Origin of the sequence: Streptomyces sp. NPDC087440 (assembly GCF_044744005.1) — a bacterium.
In the GTDB taxonomy this organism is placed as follows: Bacteria; Actinomycetota; Actinomycetes; order Streptomycetales; family Streptomycetaceae; genus Streptomyces.
Genome location: NZ_JBIUXN010000037.1, coordinates 14,288 through 36,281, shown reverse-complemented (window position 1 = coordinate 36,281; position 21,994 = coordinate 14,288). Strand labels below are relative to the sequence as shown.

Genomic DNA, 21,994 nt, shown 5'->3' with positions numbered 1-21,994 from the left:
GAGCCTACCCGCCACCTGTGACACTCAGCCCGATCTTTATTGACCCATGGAATTCGGCCGCCCCTCACGGCTGCGGGACCAGCACCCGCACCGCCCCGGGCACGCACTCGGCAGTCAGCGGCAGCGCCCCGAGCGGCTCGCCGTCGGCGTAGGAGGTGATGTCCGGGGCATCGAGAGTGATCTTCTTCGCCCGGTACGTGGAGACCTTGGGGTGGCTGAGATGCGTCCCCGCGTAGACACGCGGGAAGACCCGCAGCAGGGTCGTGCGCGAGCAGTCCCCGACGACGGTCACATCGAGGAGCCCGTCGTCGAGGCGGGCGTCCGCGCAGATCCTCATGCCGCCGCCGTACGAGGTCCCGTTGCCGACGGCCACCAGCGTCGCCGCGATCTCCCGCTCCGGCCCGTCGTCGAGCCGCATCCGGTACGGGATCGGCCGGAACGCGGCGAGTTCGGCGAGGATCGCCAGGTCGTACCTGAACCGCCCGGCGGGCAGCCGCATCCGGTTGCCCCGGTCGTTGACCCGCGAGTCGAACCCCGACGCCAGCACCCCGCCGAACCAGTGCCCGCCGACCCGCCCCAGGTCCACCTCCCGCACCCGGCCCGCGAGCAGCGCCCCGGCGGCGATCCGCCCGGCCGCACCCGGATCTCGTACGGGAAAACCCAAAGCCCGCGCGAAGTCGTTGCCGGTGCCGACCGCGACGACGCCCAGCGGCGTCGACGTCCCGGCGACCGCCTGGAGGGCCAGGTTGACCAGGCCGTCACCGCCGACCGCGACCAGCGCCCCGGTGCCCGCGGCGACCGCCGCCCGCGCCCGGTGCAGGGCGTCGTCGGCGTCGACGCCGAGCACGGTCCGTACCCGCAGACCCGCCTCGCGCAGGGCGGCGGCAGCGGGCTGGGCGGCCTGCGCACCGCGCCCGCGCCCGGCCGTGGGATTGACGAACAGCGTGATCTCACGGGCAGCAGCGGCAGCCGCTACGTCACCAGAGCCGGTCACAGAAAAGTCCCCCCAGACGTCGTCCGGGGGGACCCTACAAGATCAGGTGATGTCGTCGTAACCGTTGAGCTGCCTCGGCGCAGATCCATTGGCCTGCTCCGGCAACGCCCGGCGGGCGCCGACCGGCTCGATCTCCCCGACCGCCTCAGGCGTGAGGTCGAGCTCGGACGCCTCGTCGTCGTCCAGCTGCGCGTCCGGGTCCTTGCGGGCCCGCCGCTTGTCGTTGAGCATCGCGATGCCCACCGCGATGAAGTACAGGACGATGATCGGCCCCGACAGCGCCAGCATGCCGACCGGGTCGGTCGACGGGGTGGCGATCGCGCCGAACACGAAGACGCCCATCAGCACCGCCCGCCACCAGCGGACCATCTGCTTTCCGGTGACGACCTTCGCGAAGTTCAGCATGACCATCACCAGCGGCACCTCGAAGGCGACGCCGAAGACCAGCACCATGCGCACCGAGAAGTCGAGGATCGTGTCCAGCGACAGCAGGTTCTCGAAACCGTCCGGCGTGATGCCGAGCAGCACCTTGAAACTGACCGGCAGGACCACGTACGCCGTGTACGCGCCGGCGACGAACAACGGCGCCGCGACGCCCACGAACCAGTACGTGTACTTCTTCTCGTTGCGGTGCAGACCGGGAGCGATGAACGCCCACAGCTGGTACAGCCAGACCGGCGCGGAGACGACCACACCGGTCAGGAAGGCGACCTTCACCGTGGTGGAGAAGGGGGACATGATGTCCATGTACGTGAGGTTGGCGCAGGTGCCACCGGTCCTGGTGCCGCCCTCGACGCACTTGGGCACCGGGTCGGTCAGGAACCCGACGATCTCATCGCTCCAGAAGAGGGCGACGATGCCGACCACGACGATCGCGAGGACCGCCTTGGCGAGCCGGTTGCGAAGCTCACGCAGGTGCTCCCCGAGCGGCATCCGCCCCTCGGGATCCTTTTCCTTCACCTGCTTGCGGGCAAACTTGAGCAACCCACGTCCTCATCTCGTGTAACAGGCAGCCGTCATCGGTCGGGCTGCCCGCATCGGCCCAGTGTCAGCGCTTGACGTCGGTCGGCTCGGTCACCGGACGCGAGGTCACGTCGCCGGGCGCGGCCTTGATGGTGCGCGGGGCGTCACCCTCGGTACCGGCGTCCTGCGCGGGCGGGTCCGCGGGGGCGCTCGCCTTCTGGCCGCCCTCGGACTTCATCGCCTTGGCCTCGCTCTTGAGGATGCGGGCGGACTTGCCGAGCGAGCGCGCCATGTCGGGCAGCTTCTTGGCGCCGAACAGCAGCAGGATCAGCAGGGCGATGATGATCAGTTCGGGGGCACCGATCTGACGGAACATAGTGGGACCTTCTCACCGAGGCGGCGGGGTGGGAGTGGAGCATGTGACCGGACACGCGTCCGGCCCTTCGTACTGTCAGCGATCGTAACCCCCCGGAGTAAACACAGGGCAATGCCCGTGCGTACTCCGGATTGCGGCCCGTGCCTCGCTCCCGGCACCGCGGTCACCGAGCGTACCCCTGTCCGGGACACCGGCGGAGGCCGCCGTTCCCCCGGCTACCGCAGCGCTTCACCCGTGCGCGCCAGTCCCTCCGCCGACCGCTCCAGATCTTCGGCGGCGAGGGTGATCCGCTGCGAGGACTCGGCGACCTGCCGCCCCAGGCGGCGGACTTCGACGAAGACCCGCACGGCCAGCACGCCGAGCACGGCGAGTCCGAGGAAACCGAGACAGATGGCGAGCATGGGCCAGAACATGGGAGGAGCCTAAGGGGTCGGAGAGCCTGGTGGCGGCGCGGTCCGGGCGTCAGAGAGCCGAGTGGAGGCGCAGCGTCCGCACCCCGCCCCGGGTGAGGAGTTCCACAATCCGCTCCCCGGCCGGCTTGCGGACCGCGTTGCCGCACTCCGGGCAGGTGAAGGAGTAGAAGGTGGTGCGGCGGCTGCCGCCGATCGCCAGGCGCAGCCCGGCCGCGTCCAGCTCGAAGCGGGCCCGGCAGTCCGGGCAGGCCGCCTTGAAGAGGACCGCCTCCAGGGGGGCGGCCGCTTGATAAGGACCAGACATCACTGACATGTCCCAGCTCTCCTTGGTGGTTCCGTGACACCGGGCGGGCCCGCACCCCCGTCGCCCCCGCCCCTCTTGCTAGGCGAGGCCGCCCGGCTCCGACGCGTACGCGGACAGGGCGTCCCGCGCCGCCTCCCGTGCGCTGACCGCCAGCCCCACCGGCGACACGATCCGCCCGTCCCGGCCCAGCCGCAGCGCCAGCCTGCGCAGCGACGCCGGGTCGGGGGTGCGCAGCGTGACCCGCAAACCGCCGTCGGGCAGTTCCTCGGCGCTGTCGTGCGGGTAGTACTCGGCGACCCAGCGCCCGCCGGGCCCGACCTCCACCACGACCTCCGGGTCCTCCGCGGCGGGCTGCACCAGCCCCTCCGAGAGGTCCCGCAGCTCGATCTGAGGCGGCTCCGACGGCTCGTCCAGCAGCTTGATCTCCGCCACCCGGTCCAGGCGGAAGGTGCGGCGCGCCTCGGAGAGACGGCACCACGCCTCCATGTACGTGTGACCCACCGCGAACAGGCGGATCGGGTCCACCTCGCGCTCGGTCAGCTCGTCCCGGGCGGGCGAGTAGTAGCGCAACCACAGCCGCCGACGCTCCGAGATGGCCCGGTCGACGTCCGCGAAGACCCCGCCCTCCGACTCGAACGTCACCGACAGCCGGGAACTCGCCCCGGCCGCCTCACCGGCCGCCGCCTCCAGCTTCGCCGTCGCCCGCAGCAGAGCCTGCCGGTCGCCCTCGCGCAGCCCGGGCAGCGTGGACACCGCGCGGGCCGCCACCAGCAGCGCCGTCGCCTCGTCGGCGGCCAGCCGCAGCGGCTCGGCCACATCGTCGGGGTTGTGCCACCAGATGCGCTCGCCGTCGGTGTCGATGTCCAGCAGGTCACCGCCCCGGAAGCTGGTGCCGCACATCGGCAGCACGTCCAGGTCGGAGATCAGCTCGTCCTGGGTGATCCCGAAGGCCCGCGCCACGTCCTCGATGTGCGCACCGGGCCGCTCCCGCAGATACGTCACCAGCGACAGCATCCGCCGCGTCTGGTCGATGGCATTGGTCGCCATGAAAGTCCCCGCCCCTCAGCCCTTGGCCACGGCGCGCAGCCGGTCCACGACGTCCGCCCGCAGATCCGCGGGCTCCAGCACCACCACGTCCGGGCCGAACTCCACCAGCCACGCGTCCAGCCCGTGACCGTACGGAATCGCCAGCTCGTCCCAGCCGTCGCCCAGCTCCCGCACCGCCGTCGCCCTCGACCGCAGCGGATACCCCGACCCCGAACGCAGCTTGATCAGCGCACTGCGGGTCGCGGTCTCCCCCGCCCAGCTCTCCACCGTCTCGCGCACCGTCACCACGTCCGGCACCTCCGCGGTGAACTTCCCCGCCCGCGACCGCACCTTCCCGGTGATCCGCGACAGCCGGAACACCCGCTCGGCACCCCGGTCGCGGTCCCAGCCCGCCAGATACCAGTGGCCGCGCCAGCACTCCAGCGTCCACGGCTCCACCTGCCGGGTCTCCGGCCGCGCCGCCGTCGCCTTGCGGTAGTCGAACACCACCGGACGCCGGTCCCGGCAGGCCAGCATCAACGGCTCGAACGCCGCCTCGTGCACCGGAATCCTCGGCTCCAGCGCACTGTGCGGCTGACTCGCGTACGGATCCTCCGCCTCCGGCATCCCCGCGGCGCGCAGCTTCTGCAGCGCGCCCGAGGCCGCACCCGCGAGCCGGGCCTGCTGCCACACCTTCGCGGCGAGCCCCAGCGCGGCGGCCTCCTCGGCGTCCAGCTGGATCGCGGGCAGCCGGTTGCTGTCCCGGCGGGCCAGGTACCCGGCGTCGCCGTCCAGGTTCTCCACCGTCTCGATGACCAGGCCGAGCTCGCGCAGATCGTCCTTGTCGCGCTCGAACATCCGGTTGAAGGACTCCTCGTTGCCCGCCTCCAGGTAGGCCTCGATGGACTCCTTCAACTCACGCTTGCTGAGCGGGCGCCGCGTCCCCAGCAGGCACAGCGCCAGGTTCATCAAACGCTCGGCCTTGGCAATCGCCATCGACGCCCTCTCTCCCCAGATGCGCGCCACCAACCGTCCGGGCGCTACGACCGTCGACCGTACCGCCCCGGGGTGTCGCGGCAAAAGCCGAGGGCCCCCGCCACGGAGGCGGAGGCCCTCGTACCGCCTTCAGCGGCACCGCACACGCACCGCGATCAGCGGCACGTCACACGCACTGCGATCAGACGGACACCAGGTCGCAGACGAAGATCAGCGTCTCGCCCGGGGCGATCACACCGCCGCCCGCGCCACGGTCGCCGTAACCCAGGTGCGCCGGGATGGTCAGCCGACGACGGCCGCCGACCTTCATGCCCTGCACGCCCTGGTCCCAGCCCTTGATGACCTGACCGGCGCCGAGCTGGAACTCCAGCGGGGTGCCGCGGTTCCACGAGGCGTCGAACTCCTCGCCGGTGGAGAACGCCACACCCACGTAGTGCACCTTGACGTAGGCACCGGCCTTTGCCTCGGGGCCGTCGCCCTCCCAGATGTCCACGATCTCCAGGTCCGTCGGGACGGGGCCCTCGGGGAAGTCGATCTCGGGCTTCTCGATGCTCACAGGTCTGCTCCTACTTCGTACATGTCGGACAACGCGAAAGTCTCGCACGGCCCGCGAAGGAGCCGCATTCCCGGGGCCGCGGGACTCAGACGGTGCCGACGATGTCGACGACGAACACCAGGTTGTTCTTGGCCAGCTCGCTCTGCGGGTTGCCGCCGTACGCCTGCGCCGCCGGAATGCTCAGCAGCACCCGGTCCCCGACGTGCTTGCCGACCAGACCCTTGTCCCAGCCCTTGATGACCGCACCAGTACCGATCTGGAAGGCGGTCGCGCCACCGTGGTCCCAGGAGGAGTCGAACTTCTTGCCGTCCTCCCACTTCACACCCGTGTACTGGGCGACCAGACCGTCACCGGCCTTCACCTCGGCACCCGTCCCCTTGATCAGGACCTGCTCCTTGAGGTCCTTCGGGGCCTTCTCGCCCTTCGGGATGGTGAAGGTCGCCGCCTTCTGACCGTCCGCCTTCACCTCGGGCATGCCCTCGGACACCGCCGCCTGCTCACCCTTCGACTCGGTCTTCTTGTCGAACGACTTCGCACCCACGATGTCCACGACCCACACCAGACCGTCCTGCGGGGTGATCCCCGACTGCGGGTTCAGCTGGTCGCCGATGAGCGCCTTCGCCGTGCCCTCGATCTCCACCCGGCTGCCGACCTTCTTGCCCGCCAGCGCCTCCATCACCTTCGACGGCAGCATCTGACCGGGCTGCGCAATGTCCTGCACGACCTGCATGCGCGGCGCCTTCGGGTCCGCACCCGGCTGCTTCATCCAGGTCGAACCCAGCGTCTGGCCCTTCATCGTCTTGCCCGAGAAGTCCAGCCGGACGAAGTCGCTCTTCGTCACCGCGGCACCCGTGCCCTCGGACAACGTCTTCACCACGACCTTGTCCGCGGCCTTCGCGTCCTTGGCCACGTCGATCTTCGGCTCCTCGCCGAACTTCCCCGACACCTTGGCAACGGCCTCGGCCGACACGGTCTTCGACCCTTCGTCCTTGCCGTCCTTCGTGTCGGAACCACACGCGGCGGTCAGGAACAGGGCGGGCACCACCAGAGCGGCAGCGGCAATGCGGGCAGTCTTCTTGGGGATCATCAGTCCAACTCGCGGTAGGGGGTGTCCGGGCAGTCCCGCCACTCTACGACCATGCCCCAGCCGCACCACGAGCACCGACACGGCTGTGGGCCGGAGCTCTCACGCTCCGGCCCACAGCCACCACCGCCCGCCGCTACATCCCGGCGATCAGCTTCTCCACCCGGTCGTCCACCGACCGGAACGGGTCCTTGCACAACACCGTGCGCTGCGCCTGGTCGTTCAGCTTCAGATGCACCCAGTCGACCGTGAAGTCCCGGCGCTGCTCCTGCGCCCGCCGGATGAAATCACCCCGAAGGCGCGCCCGCGTCGTCTGCGGCGGCACCGACTTGCCCTCGAAGATCTTCAGGTCGTTGCAGATCCGCGCCGCCTGCCCCTTCCTCTCCAGCAGGTAGTACAGACCCCGACGCCGGTGGATGTCGTGGTACGCGAGGTCTATCTGCGCGACCCGCGGATGCGACATCGTCATGTTGTGCTTCGCCCGGTACCGCTCGATCAGCTTGTACTTCATGACCCAGTCGATCTCGGTGCCGATCCGGTCCAGGTCCTCCGCCTCGATGGCGTCCAGCGCCCGGCCCCACAGCTCCAGCACCTTCGCCACGTTGCCCTCGCGGATGCCACGACGGTCGACGAAGTCCACGGCCTTCTCGTAGTACTCGCGCTGCACCTCCAGCGCGGAGGCCTCCCGGCCACTGGCCAGCCGCACCTTGCGCTGGCCCGTGATGTCGTGGGACACCTCACGGATCGCCCGGATCGGGTTCTCCAGCGTCAGGTCCCGCATCACCGTGCCCGCCTCGATCATGCGCAGCACCAGATCCGTCGCGCCGACCTTCAACAGCATCGTCGTCTCGGACATGTTCGAGTCGCCCACGATGACGTGCAGCCGGCGATAACGCTCAGCGTCCGCATGCGGCTCGTCCCGCGTGTTGATGATCGGCCTCGAACGCGTCGTCGCGGAACTGACGCCCTCCCAGATGTGCTCGGCACGCTGACTCACGCAGTACACCGCACCACGCGGCGTCTGCAGCACCTTCCCCGCACCACAGATCAGCTGACGCGTCACCAGGAACGGAATCAGAATGTCCGCGAGCCGCGAGAACTCACCATGCCGCGCCACCAGGTAATTCTCGTGGCAGCCGTAGGAGTTCCCGGCGGAATCGGTGTTGTTCTTGAACAGATAGACGTCGCCCGCGATTCCCTCCTCGTGCAGGCGGCGTTCGGCGTCGACGAGCAGGCCTTCGAGAATGCGCTCCCCGGCCTTGTCGTGGGTGACCAGCTCGGTCAGGTTGTCGCACTCGGGTGTCGCGTATTCCGGATGCGATCCCACGTCGAGGTACAGGCGGGCGCCGTTCCGCAGGAAGACGTTGCTGCTGCGGCCCCATGACACAACACGGCGGAAGAGGTAGCGCGCCACTTCGTCAGGAGACAGTCGGCGCTGTCCCCTGAACGTGCACGTGACGCCGTACTCGTTCTCCAGCCCGAAAATGCGGCGGTCCATGTCTGAACATTACGCCTGATGGCCTGAGCTGAAACCGGGTTCGACCTCACCGATTCGATCATTTTCAAAAGCCCCGACAATGTTTACGCCGCTCTCCCTGACCTGAGGAACCCTCAACACCCGGCGCGTCGCCACCAGAACCAGCAGCGCCAGCACCCCGCCGACCGCCGCCACACCGAAACTCGCCGCCGTCCCCCCGAGTTCCACCGCGGGCCCCGCAGCCCCCGTACCCACCGCAGACCCCACACCGAACGTCGTCACCAGCCACGAGAACGCCTCCGTCACCGTCCCCCGCGGCGCATGCCGGTCCACCACGATGAACGCACACGCCAGCGCCGGCGCCAGGAACACCCCCGCCACACCCGCCAGCACCGTCATCGCCACGATCCCCGGCGTCAGCATCAACGGCAGATACCCCGCCGCCAACAACGCCACAATCACCACCAGCCGAGGCTCCGGAGCCCCCGCCCACTGCCGCGCCCCGTAGACGAGACCACCCACCAGCGCACCCAGCCCGAGCGCCGCCATCAGCACCCCGTACACCCACGCCTCGCCGTGGTCGTCCCCGTACGCCACACCCGCCACCGTGATCGAACCCAGCGCCATGCCGACGAAGAAGAACGACCCCAACAGCGCCAGCAGCCCCGGCGAACGCAACGCCCCCAGCCAGTGCGCCTCGCGCGGCGCCGACCGCCAGGTGCGCGACGGCTCCGACACCACCACCGACAACGCGCCCAGCACCCCGATCCCGTTGATCACCAAAAGCGCCGCCGCCGACGACCACAACGACACCAGCAGCGTCACCAGCAGCGGGCCGACCGTGAACATGATCTCCTGGGCCACCGCGTCCATCGCGTACGCCCGGTGCACCTTGTCCTCGTCGCCCAGCACGCTCGGCCACAACGCCCGCAGCCCGCCCTCCAGCGGCGGCGTGAACAGCCCCGCCACCACCACGGCCGCGTAAGCGAGCACCAGATGGTCGATGCCTGACAGGCACAGCAGCAGCACGCCGAGCGCCGACAGGAACGCCGCCGGGAGCTGCACCCGCGGCTGCCCCTTCAGGTCCACCGCACGCCCCAGCAGCGGCTGACCGACCGCGTTCGACACCCCGTACACCGCGGCCAGCGCACCGCCCAGCGTGTACGAACCGCCCTCCGCCCGCGTGAACAGCATGATCGCGATCGGCGCCGTCGCGTTCGGCAACCGCCCCACCAGCGTCCCGGCCAGCAGCCGCGCCGCATGACGCGTCCCCAGCAGCTCGGCGTATCCCGCGGCCATCCGTCCCGCCCTTCTTCCCCGGAACCGCCCGCCCGGGCGAAGGGGTTTTACGTATAACTACCGCCGTCATACGTACCATGTGCACAACCCGACGGTCCACCCCGCACCCCCCTCACCCAGCCCCCACGGAGAACCCGGTGACCACCCCCGCACAGCCCACCCGCACCGCCCCCACCAGCAGGGACGTCGCCCGGGCCGCCGGAGTCTCCCAGGCCACCGTCTCCCTCGTCCTCGGCGACAAGTGGCACGGCCGCGTCTCCCCCCGCACCGCCGCCCTCGTCCGCGACGCCGCCGTCGACCTCGGCTACCGCCCCAACCAGGCCGCCCGCAGCCTCCGCCTCGGCAACACCCGCACCGCCCTCCTCGTCGTCCCCGCCCTCACCAACGAATTCTTCGCCCGCGTCTACACCGGAGCCGCCGCCACCGCCGCCGAACACGGCTTCGGCGTCGTCCTCTACCCCTCCCCCGACGGCACCGGACCCGCCCGCGACCCCTTCGCCTCCGCCCGCACCGCCCTCGACGGCGTCATCGCCTCCTCCATGGCCACCCACGCCCTCGGCGCACTCCGCGGCACCGGACTCCCCCTCGTCATGCTCGACAGCGACCCCACCGACACCCACGACCCCCAGGGCGCCGCTGCCCACGTCAACCTCGCCATCGCCGACGGCATGCACCAGGTCGCCCGCCACCTCCTCGACCTCGGCCACCGCCACTTCCTCCACCTCGCCTCCGCCGTCGACACCTGGACCTTCCACGTCCGCGCCCGCACCCTCGCCGAAGCCCTCCCGCCCGGCACCACCCTGCACCCCGTCCCCTCCGCCCTCGACGTCCACAGCGCCCGCGCCGCCCTCGAAAACACCCTCACCACCGGCACCGACCGCCCCACCGCTGTCATCTGCGACGACGACATCCTCGCCGCCGGCGCCTGCAAGGCCCTGCGCCGCCTCGGCCTGCGCGTCCCCGACGACGTCTCCGTCACCGGCTTCGACGACATCGCCCTCGCCACCGCCGTCGAACCCGAACTCACCACCGTCCGCCTCCCCGCCGAACAGGTCGGCAGACGCGGCATGGCCGCCCTCCTCGCCGTACTCGAAGGCCGCACCCCCGACAGCACCGACCTCCCCGTCGAACTCGTCCGACGCGGCTCCACCGCACCCGCCCCCTGACAGCCCCCCTTGGCACACGAATGGCCCCGGACCGCTCCACAGCGGTCCGGGGCCACACCTGAAAAACGCGCGGGCCTACTCCTCCTCGGTGTCCGACGGCACCTCGGTCGGCGCCGACGCATCACCGTCGGCCTCCAGCAGACGCGCCAACTGACGCCCCACGATCCGCTTGAACTTCCGCTGCTGCGGCCGCGTACGGTCCAGCACCGCCACCTCAAGACGCTCCGCCGGAATCTCCCGCTCCGTACCGTTCGTGTCCCGCGACAACGCCTGCACGGCCAGCTTCAACGCCTCCGCCAGACTCATGTCGTCACGGTGCCGCTGATCCAGGAACGAACTGATCTGCTCCGCGTTGCCGCCCACCGCGACCGAACCGTGCTCATCCACGATCGACCCGTCGTGCGGCAACCGGTAGATCTGGTCACCCTCCCGCTCGGCACCGACCTCGGCGACCACCAACTCGACCTCGTACGGCTTCTCCGCATTGCTGGAGAAGATCGAACCGAGCGTCTGCGCGTACACATTCGCCAGACCGCGCGCCGTCACGTCGTCACGGTCGTACGTGTACCCACGCATGTCCGCGTACCGGACACCACCGATCCGCAGATTCTCGTACTCGTTGTACTTACCGGCGGCCGCGAAGCCGATCCGGTCGTAAATCTCGCTGAACTTGTGCAGCGCACGGGACGGGTTCTCGCCGACGAACACGATGCCGTCGGCAAACTGCAGCACAACCAGACTGCGTCCACGGGCGATGCCCTTCCGGGCGTATTCCGCCCGGTCGGCCATGGCCTGCTGGGGTGAGACATAGAACGGCGTCGACACCGGCTATCCGTCCCTTTCTGTCAGAGGCGAAAACATGAGAGAAGCTCGGGGAAATCAGAGGAGCGAGGCACGCGGGCCGTCGGGCTGCTCCAGACGCTTCTCCAGAATCGCCCGCGCCAGTTCGGCGGACTCGTCGTCCGTCAACCGCCGGAAACCGTCCTCCGTGATGACGGTCACGATCGGATAGATACGACGCGCCACATCGGGCCCGCCCGTCGCCGAATCGTCGTCCGCCGCGTCATAGAGCGCCTGGATGACCAGCGTGGTCGTCTCCTGCTCCGACAGGTCCTTCCGGTACAGCTTCTTCATCGAACCGCGCGCGAACACCGAACCCGACCCGGTGGCCGCGTACCCGACCTCCTCGGAACGCCCGCCCGTCACGTCGTACGAGAAGATGCGGCCCTTCTCCCGGTCCAGGTCGTAACCGGCGAACAGCGGCACGACGGCCAGCCCCTGCATCGCCATTCCGAGATTCGACCGGATCATCGTCGAGAGACGGTTCGCCTTTCCTTCGAGCGAGAGCTGCGCGCCCTCGACCTTCTCGAAGTGCTCCAGCTCCAGCTGGAAGAGCTTCACCATCTCCACGGCGAGACCCGCCGTGCCCGCGATGCCGACCGCCGAGTACTCGTCGGCCGGGAAGACCTTCTCGATGTCGCGCTGGGCGATCATGTTCCCCATGGTCGCGCGCCGGTCGCCGGCGAGGACGACCCCGCCGGGGAACGAGGCGGCCACGATGGTCGTCCCGTGCGGCGCTTCGACGACGCCCGCGACGGGGGGCAGCACCCGGTTGCCGGGGAGCAGCTCGGGCGAGTGCTCGTTCAGGAAGTCCATGAACGAGGCCGACCCGGGCGTCAGGAAGGCAGCTGGTAGACGCCCGGTGCTACGAGTGTTGGCTTCCACGCGTTTCCCTCCAGGTATGCGATGGCCCGGTGCAACGTGTCGGGATCGTCTCCCAACTGGCCGAGGGCCGCATTGCAGTTGAAGCACAGTACGCCTCGGACCCTACCCGTCTCGTGGCAGTGATCCACATGCACGGCGGGGGCCTTCAGGCAGATCGTGCAGACCCCCTGCTGCGAGGCGATCATTTCGTCGCGCTGGGCTTCGGTGATGCCGTACGAGCGCTTCAGGTGATCCGCGCGCCCCTGTTCCGCTCGGCACGGCTTGCAGCGTGTGGCCAGACCGTCAGAAGCGGTGGCATTGCGATGCCATTCGCTGTGCGGCTTGATCTGACCACAGCCACGGCATTCCTTGTGACCGGGCGGAACGTCGACCTTTTCGCGGACTTTCTTTCCCTGCGCTTCCATGCGTCGCCGATAATGCCGAGCGCCGTATTCCGAAACGCATTGCCGACATCGGACCTGGAGTCCGCCCTTCCGATTACGGTCGGCCGCAAAGGAGTCCACCGGCAAGGTCCGGGAGCACCCCGGACAATGCTTCACGTTCATTCCGTGAATCTTGTCCGTTTTGCCCGTTACTGCCCACCTTTCTGCACAAATCCGCGCACAAACTCCTCGGCATTTTCCTCGAGTACGTCATCGATTTCGTCGAGAACAGAGTCCACGTCGTCGGAAAGCTTTTCCTGGCGTTCCTTGAGGTCTTCCGAGCCCTGCGCCTCCGCAGTCTGCTCCTCGGTCTCCTCGGTGGAACGCGTCGCCTTCTGCTGTCCGCCGCCGGTGTCCTTGGTCGCCATCTCTACCTCACCCCGCTCGGTTCGATGCTTTTGATTCCGGTCGTTAACCGGTCCCTTGATCAGACCCTATAACCAGGGTCTGACATTCGCCTCGTACTTGTCTGATTCCCACTTGGGCCGCATTTCAGCCGCCCGAGAGCACCCGGACCAGTTCGTCCGCCGTGCGGCAGCGGTCCAGCAGCTCCTTGACGTGGTTCCTGGTGCCCCGCAGCGGCTCCAGGGTCGGGACGCGCTGGAGGGAGTCCCGGCCGGGGAGGTCGAAGATGACCGAGTCCCAGGAGGCCGCCGCGACGTCGTCCGCGTACTGCTCCAGGCAGCGGCCGCGGAAGTACGCCCTGGTGTCCTCCGGAGGCTTCGTCTCGGCCCTCTCGACGGCGCTCTCGTCCAGGAGCCGCTTCATCTTCCCGCGGGCCACCAGGCGGTTGTACAGGCCCTTGTCGGGGCGTACGTCCGCGTACTGGAGGTCGACCAGGTGAAGCCTGGCCGCGTCCCAGTCGAGGTTGTCGCGGCGGCGGTAGCCCTCCAGGAGCTCCCGCTTGGCGATCCAGTCCAGTTCCCCGGACAGGCTCATCGGGTCGTTCTCCAGACGGTTGAGCACGTCCTCCCACCGAGTGAGGACGTCCTTGGTCTGGTCGTCGGCGTCCGCCCCGAACCGCTCCTCCACGTACTTCCTGGCGAGCTCGAAGTACTCCATCTGGAGCTGTACGGCGGTCAGTGACCGGCCGCTGCGCAGCGTGACCAGGTGGCGGAGGTCGGGGTCGTGGGAGACCTGGTGGAGGGTGCGCACGGGCTGGTCGACGGCGAGGTCGACGTTGATGAAGCCGTCCTCGATCATCGAGAGGACCAGGGCCGTGGTGCCCAGCTTCAGGTACGTGGAGATCTCGGAGAGGTTCGCGTCGCCGATGATGACGTGGAGGCGGCGGTACTTCTCGGCGTCGGAGTGGGGTTCGTCGCGGGTGTTGATGATGGGGCGCTTGAGGGTGGTCTCCAGGCCGACCTCGACCTCGAAGTAGTCGGCGCGCTGGCTGATCTGGAAGCCGTGTTCGTGGCCGTCCTGGCCGATGCCGACGCGTCCCGCGCCGGTGATGACCTGGCGGCTGACGAAGAACGGGGTGAGGTGGCGCACGATGTCCGAGAAGGGGGTCTCCCGCTTCATCAGGTAGTTCTCGTGCGTGCCGTAGGAGGCGCCCTTGTTGTCGGTGTTGTTCTTGTAGAGCAGGATCGGCTGGGCGCCGGGGAGCTGGGCGGCGCGTTCGGCGGCTTCGGCCATGATGCGCTCGCCGGCCTTGTCCCAGAGGACGGCGTCCATCGGGTTGGTGATTTCCGGGGAGCTGTACTCGGGGTGGGCGTGGTCGACGTAGAGTCGCGCGCCGTTGGTGAGGATGACGTTGGCGAGGCCGATGTCCTCGTCGGTGAGCTGGCTGGAGTCGGCTGCTTCGCGGGCGAGGTCGAAGCCTCGGGCGTCGCGCAGGGGGTTCTCTTCTTCGAAGTCCCAGCGGGCCCGGCGGGCGCGGTGCATCGCGGCCGCGTAGGCGTTGACGATCTGGGACGAGGTGAGCATGGCATTGGCGTTGGGGTGGCCGGGGACGGAGATTCCGTATTCCGTCTCGATGCCCATTACTCGACGTACGGTCATGCGGCCCTCCTTGCCCGGCGCCGCCCCCGTCCTGGGGCGGTGCTCAAGTACCGCTGGTTCTCGGGTGCGTGTGCGGTCCGTCCCCGCACTGTGCGACCGGCGGTGGCGGTACGGAAGAGCCTAGAACGCCTTTGCGCTGGTGGGGAGATCGTTTTCGTGTTTGCTCCACAATGGCTTCGGGATGGGGGTGAAGCGGTGGGAGCGGTGGGGGAATGCGTCGGCTGCGGATGCCGGGCGGGGTGTCCGCCGGCATCCGCAGCCGGGTTGCGTATTACAGGTACTGACCGGTGTTGGCCACCGTGTCGATGGAGCGTCCGGTGTCTGCGCCCTGCTTTCCGGTGACGAGGGTGCGGATGAAGACGATCCGCTCGCCCTTCTTGCCGGAGATGCGGGCCCAGTCGTCGGGGTTGGTGGTGTTGGGCAGGTCCTCGTTCTCCTTGAACTCGTCCACGCAGGCCTGGATGAGGTGTGCGATCCTCAGGCCCTTCTGGTTGTGGTCGAGGAAGGCCTTGATCGCCATCTTCTTGGCCCGGTCGACGATGTTCTGGATCATCGCGCCGGAGTTGAAGTCCTTGAAGTAGAGGACTTCCTTGTCGCCGTTGGCGTACGTGACCTCGAGGAAGCGGTTTTCCTCGGTTTCGGCGTACATCTGCTCGACGACTGTCTGGATCATGCCGTGCACGGCGGCTTCCTTGGAGCCGGTGTGCTCCGTGAGGTCGTCGGCGTGCAGGGGCAGGGTCGCCTTGAGGTACTTGGCGAAGATGTCCTTGGCGGCTTCCGCGTCCGGGCGCTCGATCTTGATCTTGACGTCGAGTCGGCCGGGGCGGAGGATCGCCGGGTCGATCATGTCCTCGCGGTTGGAGGCGCCGATGACGATGACGTTCTCCAGGCCTTCCACGCCGTCGATCTCGGCGAGCAGCTGGGGGACGATGGTGTTCTCCACGTCCGAGCTGACGCCGGATCCGCGGGTGCGGAAGAGGGATTCCATCTCGTCGAAGAAGACGATGACGGGGGTGCCCTCGCTGGCCTTCTCACGGGCACGCTGGAAGACGAGCCGGATGTGGCGCTCGGTCTCGCCGACGTACTTGTTGAGGAGTTCGGGGCCCTTGATGTTGAGGAAGTAGGACTTCCCCTGGGGCTGTCCGGTGACCTCGGCGACCTTCTTGGCGAGGGAGTTGGCGACGGCCTTGGCGATGAGTGTCTTGCCGCAACCGGGCGGGCCGTAGAGCAGGATGCCCTTCGGGGGCCGCAGTTCGTGCTCCTTGAAGAGGTCGGGGTAGAGGTAGGGCAGTTCGACCGCGTCGCGGATCAGTTCGATCTGGTCGCCCAGGCCGCCGATCTTCTCGTAGTCGACGTCCGGGACCTCTTCGAGGACCAGGTCCTCGACCTCGCTCTTGGGGATGATTTCGTAGACGTAGCCGGAGCGGGGTTCGAGGAGCAGGGCGTCGCCGGGGCGGATGGTGACGTCCAGCAGTGGCTCGGCGAGCCTGACCACCCGTTCCTCGTCGGTGTGCCCGGTGACCAGGGCGCGTTCGCCGTCCTCGAGGATTTCCTTGAGGGTGACGATGTCCCCGGCGCGCTCGAACTCCATGGCTTCGACCACGTTGAGTGCTTCGTTGAGCATCACTTCCTGGCCGCGTCGGAGCTCTTCGAGCTCGACGCCGGGGCTGACGTTCACCCGGAGCTTGCGGCCCCCGGTGAAGATGTCGGCCGTGCCGTCCTCGTTGGCCTCCAGGAACACTCCGAAGCCGGCCGGCGGCTGTGCGAGCCGGTCCACTTCTTCCTTGAGGGCCACGATCTGGTCGCGGGCCTCGCGGAGAGTGTTGGCGAGCCGCTCGTTCTGGGCGGACACGCCTGCCAGGTTGGTCTGCAGCTCGACGATCCGCTCTTCGAGAATCCTCGTGTGACGCGGAGAGTCGGCGAGCTTGCGTCGCAGGACGGCGATTTCCTGCTCTAGATAGGCAACCTGTCCGGCGGGGTCCTCGGACCCTCGCGCGGGCCGGATGCCGCGGTTGATGTCGTCGTCGTGGGCTGCCACGGTCCTCACCTCCTCCAAGGGGAGCTGGACGCTTCCTGACCCTACCTGGGTGGGTGCTGGTTGAAACCCCTAGATCACAAACAGGATCGCGGAGTGTCTGATCTTCACCCTTGCGTACTCCCTCACAGTGGGGGGATACCCACCCAGCAACATCGGAAAGCGGGCGGTTGTATCTTCGAAGTGTTCAACACCCGTCAGGGCTGGCTTCAATTGGTGCATACCGCGCAGGAAACGGCAGGAGATATGACCGTGCAGGAAGAGGCTCCCACCGCGGACGGCGCCCAGGTCGGCGACCCTCTTGAGGTGTGGATCGACCAGGACCTCTGCACCGGCGACGGGATCTGTGCGCAGTACGCGCCGGAGGTCTTCGAACTCGACATCGACGGTCTGGCGTATGTGAAGAGTGGTGACGACGAGTTGCTTCAGTCACCTGGTGCGACGACGCCGGTGCCGCTGACGCTGCTGAACGATGTCGTGGACTCGGCGAAGGAGTGCCCGGGCGACTGCATTCATGTGCGTCGGGTTTCGGACAGGGTCGAGGTGTACGGGCCGGACGCCGAGTAGGCGTGGCGGTCGGCCCTGCGGGGTCGGCCGGGTCGGTCAGACGCTGTGGGCGTCGGTGGTGGCGGAGCGGAGGAATTTTCCGTTCCGCCACTGCCATGTGGTGCGCTGTTTGGTGTCGGGGCAGCAGCGGGCGACGGCTTCGGAGGAGTAGCCGAGGAGGGTGGCGGTGACGCTGCCGCGGGTGATCGCGAGCTCGGTGACGTTCTGCGCGTCGGAGGGGTCGAGGAGGGTGGCGACGACGCGGCCCGGCCCGGTGAGTACGTAGATGCCGCTGGGGGGCGTGCCCATGCCGCTGTCGCAGCGGACGGCGGCGACGGTTTCGGGGTTCTTGTCGCCGTCGAGGTCGCCGGTCGCGGTGTGTACGACGACGGGCTTTCCGGCGCGGCAGGTCAGGGGGTAGGTGGCGGTGGCCGGGTCGGGGGCGGGGCGGGCCGCTGCCGGGGCCTGGGGGGCGTTCTTGGCCGCCGTCTGGGAGGCGGTGGCGGCGGTGGGCTGGAGCAGTCCGGCGAGGGCCACGACGGCTGCGGTGGCGGCGGCGGTGGCGAGCCAGTGCATCGCGCGGGGCCGGGTGTGTGCGAGGTCCGGGAGCGCGGGAGTCTGCACGCGGGGTGTCTCCTGTGGGGCTGTGCCGGGAGGGGCGCCGGCGACGGGAGGGGTGCCGGAATCGTGCCACACGGGGCGGGGGGTGGGAACGCCGGGGGCCGGGCTTCGTACAAAGAGTGGGTCAACGGGGGTGGGGCAACGAAAAGGCGCCGCCGTCCAGTTCTCGTGTCGGTCCGGGAACTGGACGGCGGCGCCGGTCTGTTGGGGCGGGTGACCCCGGGGCGTGGCCCCGGGGTCTCAGCCCTGGGCTTCGCTGGAGCCGCGCTCCTTGTTGGGGCCCTCGTAGTCCTCGCCGTAGGCGCCCTTGGAGGGGCGGCGGCGGCGCATGGGGGGCTCGACGCCGTCGGCGAGGCGGCGGGCGGTGACGAGGAAGCCGGTGTGGCCGATCATGCGGTGGTCCGGGCGGACGGCGAGGCCTTCGACGTGCCAGTTGCGGACCATGGATTCCCACGGCTGGGGTTCGGCGAAGCAGCCGATCTCGCGGATGGACTCGACGGTCCGGGCGAGCTGGGTGGTGGTGGCGACGTAGGCGCAGAGGATGCCGCCGGGTACGAGCGCCTTGGAGACCGCTTCGAGGGTTTCCCAGGGGGCGAGCATGTCGAGGACGACGCGGTCGACCTCGGTGTCGGAGAGGTTGTCCTGGAGGTCGCCGACGGTGAGGGTCCACGCGGGGTGGGGGCCGCCGAAGTAGCGTTCGACGTTGCCCTGGGCGATGTCCGCGAAGTCCTGGCGGCGCTCGTAGGAGTGCAGCATTCCGTGGTCGCCGATGGCGCGCAGCAGGAAGGCGCTGAGCGCTCCGGAGCCCACTCCGGCTTCGACGACGCGGGCGCCGGCGAAGATGTCGGCGAAGGCCAGGATCTGCCCCGCGTCCTTGGGGTAGACCACGGCGGCGCCGCGGGGCATGGACAGGACGTAGTCGGGGAGCAGGGGGCGGAGCGCCAGGTAGGCGACGTTCCCCGTGGTACGGACAACACTGCCCTCGGACGCCCCGATCAGCTCGTCGTGCGAGAAGGCACCCTTGTGGGTGTGGAACTGCTTCCCGGCTTCGAGCGTGAACGTGTAGTGGCGGCCCTTGGGGTCAGTCAGCTGGACCTGGTCCCCGACCTTGAAGGGCCCGCGTCGGCGGGCGGCACCGGTCGGTTCGGACATGTGACCAGCCTACCGGCTGTTTGGATGCCTTCTCGCCGCGCCGGTCGCCGGCGGGGTTACGGGCGGGGGCGGGCCATGGCCTTGACGAAGGCGCGCTCGACGTCGGCGGTGGAGAGGACTCCGTAGATCTCGCCGGTGTCCTCGACGACGAGGTATTCGGTGGCGGGGGCGGCGCGGAGGCGGTCGAGGAGGGCTTCGCCGGCGAGTTCGGCGGGGATGCGCATGTCGTCGGTGAGGTCGGCGGCGAGGCCGCTGACGGCGACCCAGGGGCGTCGGTGTTCGGGGACGTTGCCGATGGCGGTTTCGCGGACGACGGCGGTGGGGGTGCCGTGGCCGTCGACGACGACGAGGGCGCGGGCTCCTGCTTCGTTGGCGCGGCGGAGTGCTTCGGAGAGGGGGGTGGCGGATTCGACGGGTACGGCGCGGCGGGTGAGGCTGCGGGCGCGGAGGTCGGGGAGGTGCTGGCGCAGGCGGGCCATGCGGAGGCTGTTTCCGGCGCCGGTCCAGATGATGGCGGCGAGGATCGCGGCGAGGAGTGCGTCGAGGACGGTGTCCATGCCGGTGATGTCTTGTGTCTTGTTGCCCAGCGCGCCGGTGTGGGTGAGGAGGGGGAGGCCGATGAGGACGGCGACGGCGAGGGCGCGGCCGACCCAGGCGGCGGCGACGGTGCCGGTCATGGGGTTGCCGGTGATCTTCCAGACGACGGCACGGAGCATGCGTCCGCCGTCGAGGGGCAGGCCCGGGAGGAGGTTGAAGGCGGCGACGATGAGGTTGGAGATCATCAGGCCGGCCAGGAGGACGCCGGGGACGGTGCCTGCTTCGACAAGGCCCATGGCCCAGTAGAAGAGTCCGGCGAGGGCGAGGGAGAGGAGGGGGCCGACGAAGGCGAGGACGAATTCGCGTCCCGGGGTCTCGGTCTCCTTCTCGATTTCGGAGACGCCGCCGAAGAACTGGAGCTGGATGCGCCGTACGGGGAGTTTGAAGCGGAGGGCGGCGACGGTGTGGGCGAGTTCGTGGACGAGTACGGAGGCGTAGAAGGCGACGGCGAAGAAGAGGGAGACGAGGTAGCGGGCGGCGCCGAGTTCGGGCAGGACGAGGTCGAGCTGGCCGCCGAAGACCCAGGTGATGAGGGCGGCGACGAGGAACCAGCTGGGGGCCACGTAGACGGGTACGCCGAAGGGGCGGCCCATGAGGATGCCGCCGCCTGGGTTGCCGGGTCGTTCGGTGGGGTTCTGCGGGTCCTTGGTGGTGGGGGCGTCGTCCGTGCCGGGGGTGCGGGTCGCGTCCGTGCGGGTGTCGTCCGTGCCGGGTTGAGGGCGTCCGCTGTCGCCGCTCTCGTCGCGCTCGTCCACGGGTTCCCTTCGTTGGGCTTGCGTCTCGTCGGTGGTGCGTCGTTCGGTAAACGTTTGTTGAAGCCTGTGTCGCCCTGGTGCCGTTGTGCGGGGCATTGCCCCGATCATGCAGTGCGGGTGGGTCTGCCGTCGATGGTAGGCGGGCGTTGTCAGTGGTGGGTCGTAGGGTCTGAGTCATGAATACGAGTACCGGTCCTGCGGACGTGGCGAGGCGGCCCGCGTCGTTGTCCCCGTCGCGGGCGAGCGACTTCATGCAGTGCCCGCTGCTGTACCGGTTCCGGGTGATCGACAAGTTGCCGGAGAAGCCGAGTGAGGCGGCGACCCGGGGCACGCTGGTCCATGCCGTACTGGAACGCCTGTTCGATGACCCTGCGGTGGACCGGACGGCGCCGCGGGCGCGGGCGATGGTGCCGGGGCAGTGGGACCGGCTGCTGGAGTCGAAGCCGGAGCTGGCCGGGCTGTTCGCGGACGACGCGGAGGGCGAGCGGCTCGCGCGGTGGCTGGGGCAGGCGGAGGACCTGGTCGAGAAGTGGTTCACGCTGGAGGACCCGACACGGCTCGAGCCCGCCGAGCGGGAGCTCTTCGTGGAGACGGAGCTGGAGTCGGGGCTGCGGCTGCGCGGGGTGATCGACCGGGTGGACGTCGCACCGACGGGTGAGGTGCGGATCGTCGACTACAAGACGGGCAAGGCGCCTCGGCCGGAGTACGCGGAGGGTGCGCTCTTCCAGATGAAGTTCTACGCGCTGGTGATCTGGCGGTGGAAGCGGATCGTGCCGCGCAGGCTGCAGCTGGTGTATCTGGGCAGCGGGGACGTCATGACGTACGACCCGAACGAGGCGGATCTGGAGCGGATGGAGCGGAAGCTGCACGCTTTGTGGGAGGCGATCGTGGAGGCGACGGAGACGGGGGAATGGCGGCCGCGGCCGACGAAGCTGTGCGGGTGGTGTGATCACCAGGCGGTGTGCCCGGAGTTCGGGGGGACTCCCCCGGTGTATCCGCTGCCCGTGGTGCCGAGGCAGGCGGGGGCCGAGTAGGGGGACCTGGCGGGGTGTGCGGCCGGGGGCGGGGGCCTTGGCGCGGGTCGCGGCCGAGGGTGTGGGGCTTGGCCACGGGCCGGTGCCGGGCTGGGCCGGTGGCGAGAGGGCCGGAACCGGGCGGGGCCGGTGTCGGGCGGGCCGCCCCCTTGCCCGCCCGTTCCGCCCCCTTGGGGCGGCCCCGTCGCCCCAAGGGGGCGGGGGTGAGGAAGTGGGCGGAGCCCAAGGGGGCGGGGCGGCTTCGCCGCAGGGGCTATGGCTGCCCGGAGGGCATGCCATCAGGGGCGCGGGGAACTGCGCGACCAGCCACGACGCACCTGCACAGGACCGAGACCACGACGCACCCGCACCTCACCCACACACCGCACCCGCAGAGCCACAGCACCGGCGGCACGGAGCGCCCCCATCCCCCTCACCCGCACGGAGCGATCCCTGCAGGGCAGAATGGG

At 69.3% G+C, this 21,994-nt stretch carries 23 protein-coding genes; 3 read left to right on the top strand and 20 right to left on the bottom strand.

The window, feature by feature from the left end:
- Positions 1–64 precede the first annotated feature (64 nt).
- The 11 genes from ACIO3O_RS41385 to ACIO3O_RS41335 all read right to left on the bottom strand — a co-directional run bounded on the left by ACIO3O_RS41385 (position 65) and on the right by ACIO3O_RS41335 (position 9,488).
- Positions 65–994 carry a diacylglycerol kinase gene (locus ACIO3O_RS41385; protein ID WP_401755747.1) on the bottom strand — a complete coding sequence of 310 codons (930 nt, stop codon included), beginning with the start codon at positions 992–994 and terminating at the stop codon, positions 65–67.
- 42 nt (positions 995–1,036) lie between these two features.
- On the bottom strand, positions 1,037–1,978 hold the full coding sequence (gene tatC / locus ACIO3O_RS41380) for a twin-arginine translocase subunit TatC (protein ID WP_401755744.1): 942 nt from the start codon (positions 1,976–1,978) through the stop codon (positions 1,037–1,039).
- Between the two features lie 64 nt (positions 1,979–2,042).
- Positions 2,043–2,333 (bottom strand): Sec-independent protein translocase subunit TatA, encoded by a 291-nt coding sequence (gene tatA, locus ACIO3O_RS41375; protein WP_401755741.1) that lies wholly within the window; start codon positions 2,331–2,333, stop codon positions 2,043–2,045.
- Between the two features lie 215 nt (positions 2,334–2,548).
- Positions 2,549–2,746 (bottom strand): hypothetical protein, encoded by a 198-nt coding sequence (locus ACIO3O_RS41370; protein WP_401755738.1) that lies wholly within the window; start codon positions 2,744–2,746, stop codon positions 2,549–2,551.
- Between the two features lie 49 nt (positions 2,747–2,795).
- Positions 2,796–3,059 (bottom strand): hypothetical protein, encoded by a 264-nt coding sequence (locus ACIO3O_RS41365; protein WP_401755736.1) that lies wholly within the window; start codon positions 3,057–3,059, stop codon positions 2,796–2,798.
- Positions 3,060–3,128: 69 nt separating this feature from the next.
- Positions 3,129–4,097 carry a helix-turn-helix transcriptional regulator gene (locus ACIO3O_RS41360; RefSeq protein ID WP_401755733.1) on the bottom strand — a complete coding sequence of 323 codons (969 nt, stop codon included), beginning with the start codon at positions 4,095–4,097 and terminating at the stop codon, positions 3,129–3,131.
- A gap of 15 nt (positions 4,098–4,112) precedes the next feature.
- Positions 4,113–5,072, bottom strand: a complete 960-nt coding sequence (locus tag ACIO3O_RS41355) for a helix-turn-helix transcriptional regulator (RefSeq protein WP_401755730.1) — start codon at positions 5,070–5,072, stop codon at positions 4,113–4,115.
- Between the two features lie 181 nt (positions 5,073–5,253).
- Positions 5,254–5,628: an FKBP-type peptidyl-prolyl cis-trans isomerase gene (locus ACIO3O_RS41350; RefSeq protein WP_401755727.1), complete on the bottom strand. Its 375-nt coding sequence runs from the start codon at positions 5,626–5,628 to the stop codon at positions 5,254–5,256.
- 85 nt (positions 5,629–5,713) lie between these two features.
- Positions 5,714–6,715, bottom strand: coding sequence for an FKBP-type peptidyl-prolyl cis-trans isomerase (locus ACIO3O_RS41345; RefSeq protein ID WP_401755724.1), 1,002 nt, complete (start codon positions 6,713–6,715; stop codon positions 5,714–5,716).
- A 133-nt stretch (positions 6,716–6,848) separates the two neighbouring features.
- Positions 6,849–8,210: a Pup--protein ligase gene (gene pafA / locus ACIO3O_RS41340; RefSeq protein ID WP_401755721.1), complete on the bottom strand. Its 1,362-nt coding sequence runs from the start codon at positions 8,208–8,210 to the stop codon at positions 6,849–6,851.
- A gap of 9 nt (positions 8,211–8,219) precedes the next feature.
- Positions 8,220–9,488, bottom strand: coding sequence for an MFS transporter (locus ACIO3O_RS41335; RefSeq protein WP_401755718.1), 1,269 nt, complete (start codon positions 9,486–9,488; stop codon positions 8,220–8,222).
- A 137-nt stretch (positions 9,489–9,625) separates the two neighbouring features.
- On the opposite strand from ACIO3O_RS41335, the gene ACIO3O_RS41330 reads away from it, so the two are divergent.
- Positions 9,626–10,654: a LacI family DNA-binding transcriptional regulator gene (locus ACIO3O_RS41330; RefSeq protein ID WP_401755715.1), complete on the top strand. Its 1,029-nt coding sequence runs from the start codon at positions 9,626–9,628 to the stop codon at positions 10,652–10,654.
- Positions 10,655–10,729: 75 nt separating this feature from the next.
- On the opposite strand, the gene prcA is transcribed toward ACIO3O_RS41330, so the two are convergent.
- The 6 genes from prcA to arc form a co-directional block, all read right to left on the bottom strand.
- Positions 10,730–11,479 (bottom strand): proteasome subunit alpha, encoded by a 750-nt coding sequence (gene prcA, locus ACIO3O_RS41325; RefSeq protein WP_401755712.1) that lies wholly within the window; start codon positions 11,477–11,479, stop codon positions 10,730–10,732.
- 54 nt (positions 11,480–11,533) lie between these two features.
- Positions 11,534–12,379: a proteasome subunit beta gene (prcB, locus tag ACIO3O_RS41320; protein ID WP_401755709.1), complete on the bottom strand. Its 846-nt coding sequence runs from the start codon at positions 12,377–12,379 to the stop codon at positions 11,534–11,536.
- The gene (locus ACIO3O_RS41315) at positions 12,331–12,924 is read right to left on the bottom strand and encodes an endonuclease VII domain-containing protein (RefSeq protein ID WP_401755706.1); all 594 of its coding nucleotides are present in this window, start codon (positions 12,922–12,924) and stop codon (positions 12,331–12,333) included. Before ACIO3O_RS41315 ends, prcB begins: the two co-directional genes overlap by 49 nt.
- Before the next feature lie 26 nt (positions 12,925–12,950).
- Positions 12,951–13,169 (bottom strand): ubiquitin-like protein Pup, encoded by a 219-nt coding sequence (locus tag ACIO3O_RS41310; protein ID WP_345224656.1) that lies wholly within the window; start codon positions 13,167–13,169, stop codon positions 12,951–12,953.
- Between the two features lie 124 nt (positions 13,170–13,293).
- Positions 13,294–14,805, bottom strand: a complete 1,512-nt coding sequence (dop, locus tag ACIO3O_RS41305; RefSeq protein ID WP_401755702.1) for a depupylase/deamidase Dop — start codon at positions 14,803–14,805, stop codon at positions 13,294–13,296.
- 271 nt (positions 14,806–15,076) lie between these two features.
- Positions 15,077–16,843: a proteasome ATPase gene (arc, locus tag ACIO3O_RS41300; RefSeq protein WP_401755699.1), complete on the bottom strand. Its 1,767-nt coding sequence runs from the start codon at positions 16,841–16,843 to the stop codon at positions 15,077–15,079.
- Positions 16,844–17,086: 243 nt separating this feature from the next.
- Here arc and ACIO3O_RS41295 point away from each other — a divergent pair, with 243 nt between their 5' ends.
- Positions 17,087–17,407: a ferredoxin gene (locus ACIO3O_RS41295; protein WP_189828463.1), complete on the top strand. Its 321-nt coding sequence runs from the start codon at positions 17,087–17,089 to the stop codon at positions 17,405–17,407.
- A 36-nt stretch (positions 17,408–17,443) separates the two neighbouring features.
- On the opposite strand, the gene ACIO3O_RS41290 is transcribed toward ACIO3O_RS41295, so the two are convergent.
- From ACIO3O_RS41290 to ACIO3O_RS41280, 3 genes are all read right to left on the bottom strand, one after another.
- Positions 17,444–18,010, bottom strand: a complete 567-nt coding sequence (locus ACIO3O_RS41290; protein ID WP_401755696.1) for a hypothetical protein — start codon at positions 18,008–18,010, stop codon at positions 17,444–17,446.
- A 237-nt stretch (positions 18,011–18,247) separates the two neighbouring features.
- Complete coding sequence (locus ACIO3O_RS41285) at positions 18,248–19,159, bottom strand: tRNA (adenine-N1)-methyltransferase (protein ID WP_401755693.1); 912 nt, start codon at positions 19,157–19,159, stop codon at positions 18,248–18,250.
- 56 nt (positions 19,160–19,215) lie between these two features.
- Positions 19,216–20,511, bottom strand: a complete 1,296-nt coding sequence (locus tag ACIO3O_RS41280) for a site-2 protease family protein (RefSeq protein WP_401755689.1) — start codon at positions 20,509–20,511, stop codon at positions 19,216–19,218.
- A gap of 176 nt (positions 20,512–20,687) precedes the next feature.
- Between ACIO3O_RS41280 and ACIO3O_RS41275 the strand changes: the two genes are divergently transcribed.
- The gene (locus tag ACIO3O_RS41275) at positions 20,688–21,545 is read left to right on the top strand and encodes a RecB family exonuclease (RefSeq protein WP_401755687.1); all 858 of its coding nucleotides are present in this window, start codon (positions 20,688–20,690) and stop codon (positions 21,543–21,545) included.
- The last annotated feature ends 449 nt before the right edge of the window (positions 21,546–21,994 follow it).

Coding starts and splice junctions, on each gene's coding strand:
- ACIO3O_RS41285 (WP_401755693.1), bottom strand. CDS start 19,159: ATGTCCGAACCGACCGGTGCCGCCCGCCGACGCGGGCCCTTCAAGGTC.
- dop (WP_401755702.1), bottom strand. CDS start 14,805: ATGACCGTACGTCGAGTAATGGGCATCGAGACGGAATACGGAATCTCC.
- ACIO3O_RS41345 (WP_401755724.1), bottom strand. CDS start 6,715: ATGATCCCCAAGAAGACTGCCCGCATTGCCGCTGCCGCTCTGGTGGTG.
- ACIO3O_RS41370 (WP_401755738.1), bottom strand. CDS start 2,746: ATGTTCTGGCCCATGCTCGCCATCTGTCTCGGTTTCCTCGGACTCGCC.
- ACIO3O_RS41365 (WP_401755736.1), bottom strand. CDS start 3,059: ATGTCAGTGATGTCTGGTCCTTATCAAGCGGCCGCCCCCCTGGAGGCG.
- ACIO3O_RS41315 (WP_401755706.1), bottom strand. CDS start 12,924: ATGAACGTGAAGCATTGTCCGGGGTGCTCCCGGACCTTGCCGGTGGAC.
- ACIO3O_RS41275 (WP_401755687.1), top strand. CDS start 20,688: ATGAATACGAGTACCGGTCCTGCGGACGTGGCGAGGCGGCCCGCGTCG.
- pafA (WP_401755721.1), bottom strand. CDS start 8,210: ATGGACCGCCGCATTTTCGGGCTGGAGAACGAGTACGGCGTCACGTGC.
- tatA (WP_401755741.1), bottom strand. CDS start 2,333: ATGTTCCGTCAGATCGGTGCCCCCGAACTGATCATCATCGCCCTGCTG.
- ACIO3O_RS41355 (WP_401755730.1), bottom strand. CDS start 5,072: ATGGCGATTGCCAAGGCCGAGCGTTTGATGAACCTGGCGCTGTGCCTG.
- ACIO3O_RS41310 (WP_345224656.1), bottom strand. CDS start 13,169: ATGGCGACCAAGGACACCGGCGGCGGACAGCAGAAGGCGACGCGTTCC.
- ACIO3O_RS41360 (WP_401755733.1), bottom strand. CDS start 4,097: ATGGCGACCAATGCCATCGACCAGACGCGGCGGATGCTGTCGCTGGTG.
- ACIO3O_RS41295 (WP_189828463.1), top strand. CDS start 17,087: ATGACCGTGCAGGAAGAGGCTCCCACCGCGGACGGCGCCCAGGTCGGC.
- ACIO3O_RS41335 (WP_401755718.1), bottom strand. CDS start 9,488: ATGGCCGCGGGATACGCCGAGCTGCTGGGGACGCGTCATGCGGCGCGG.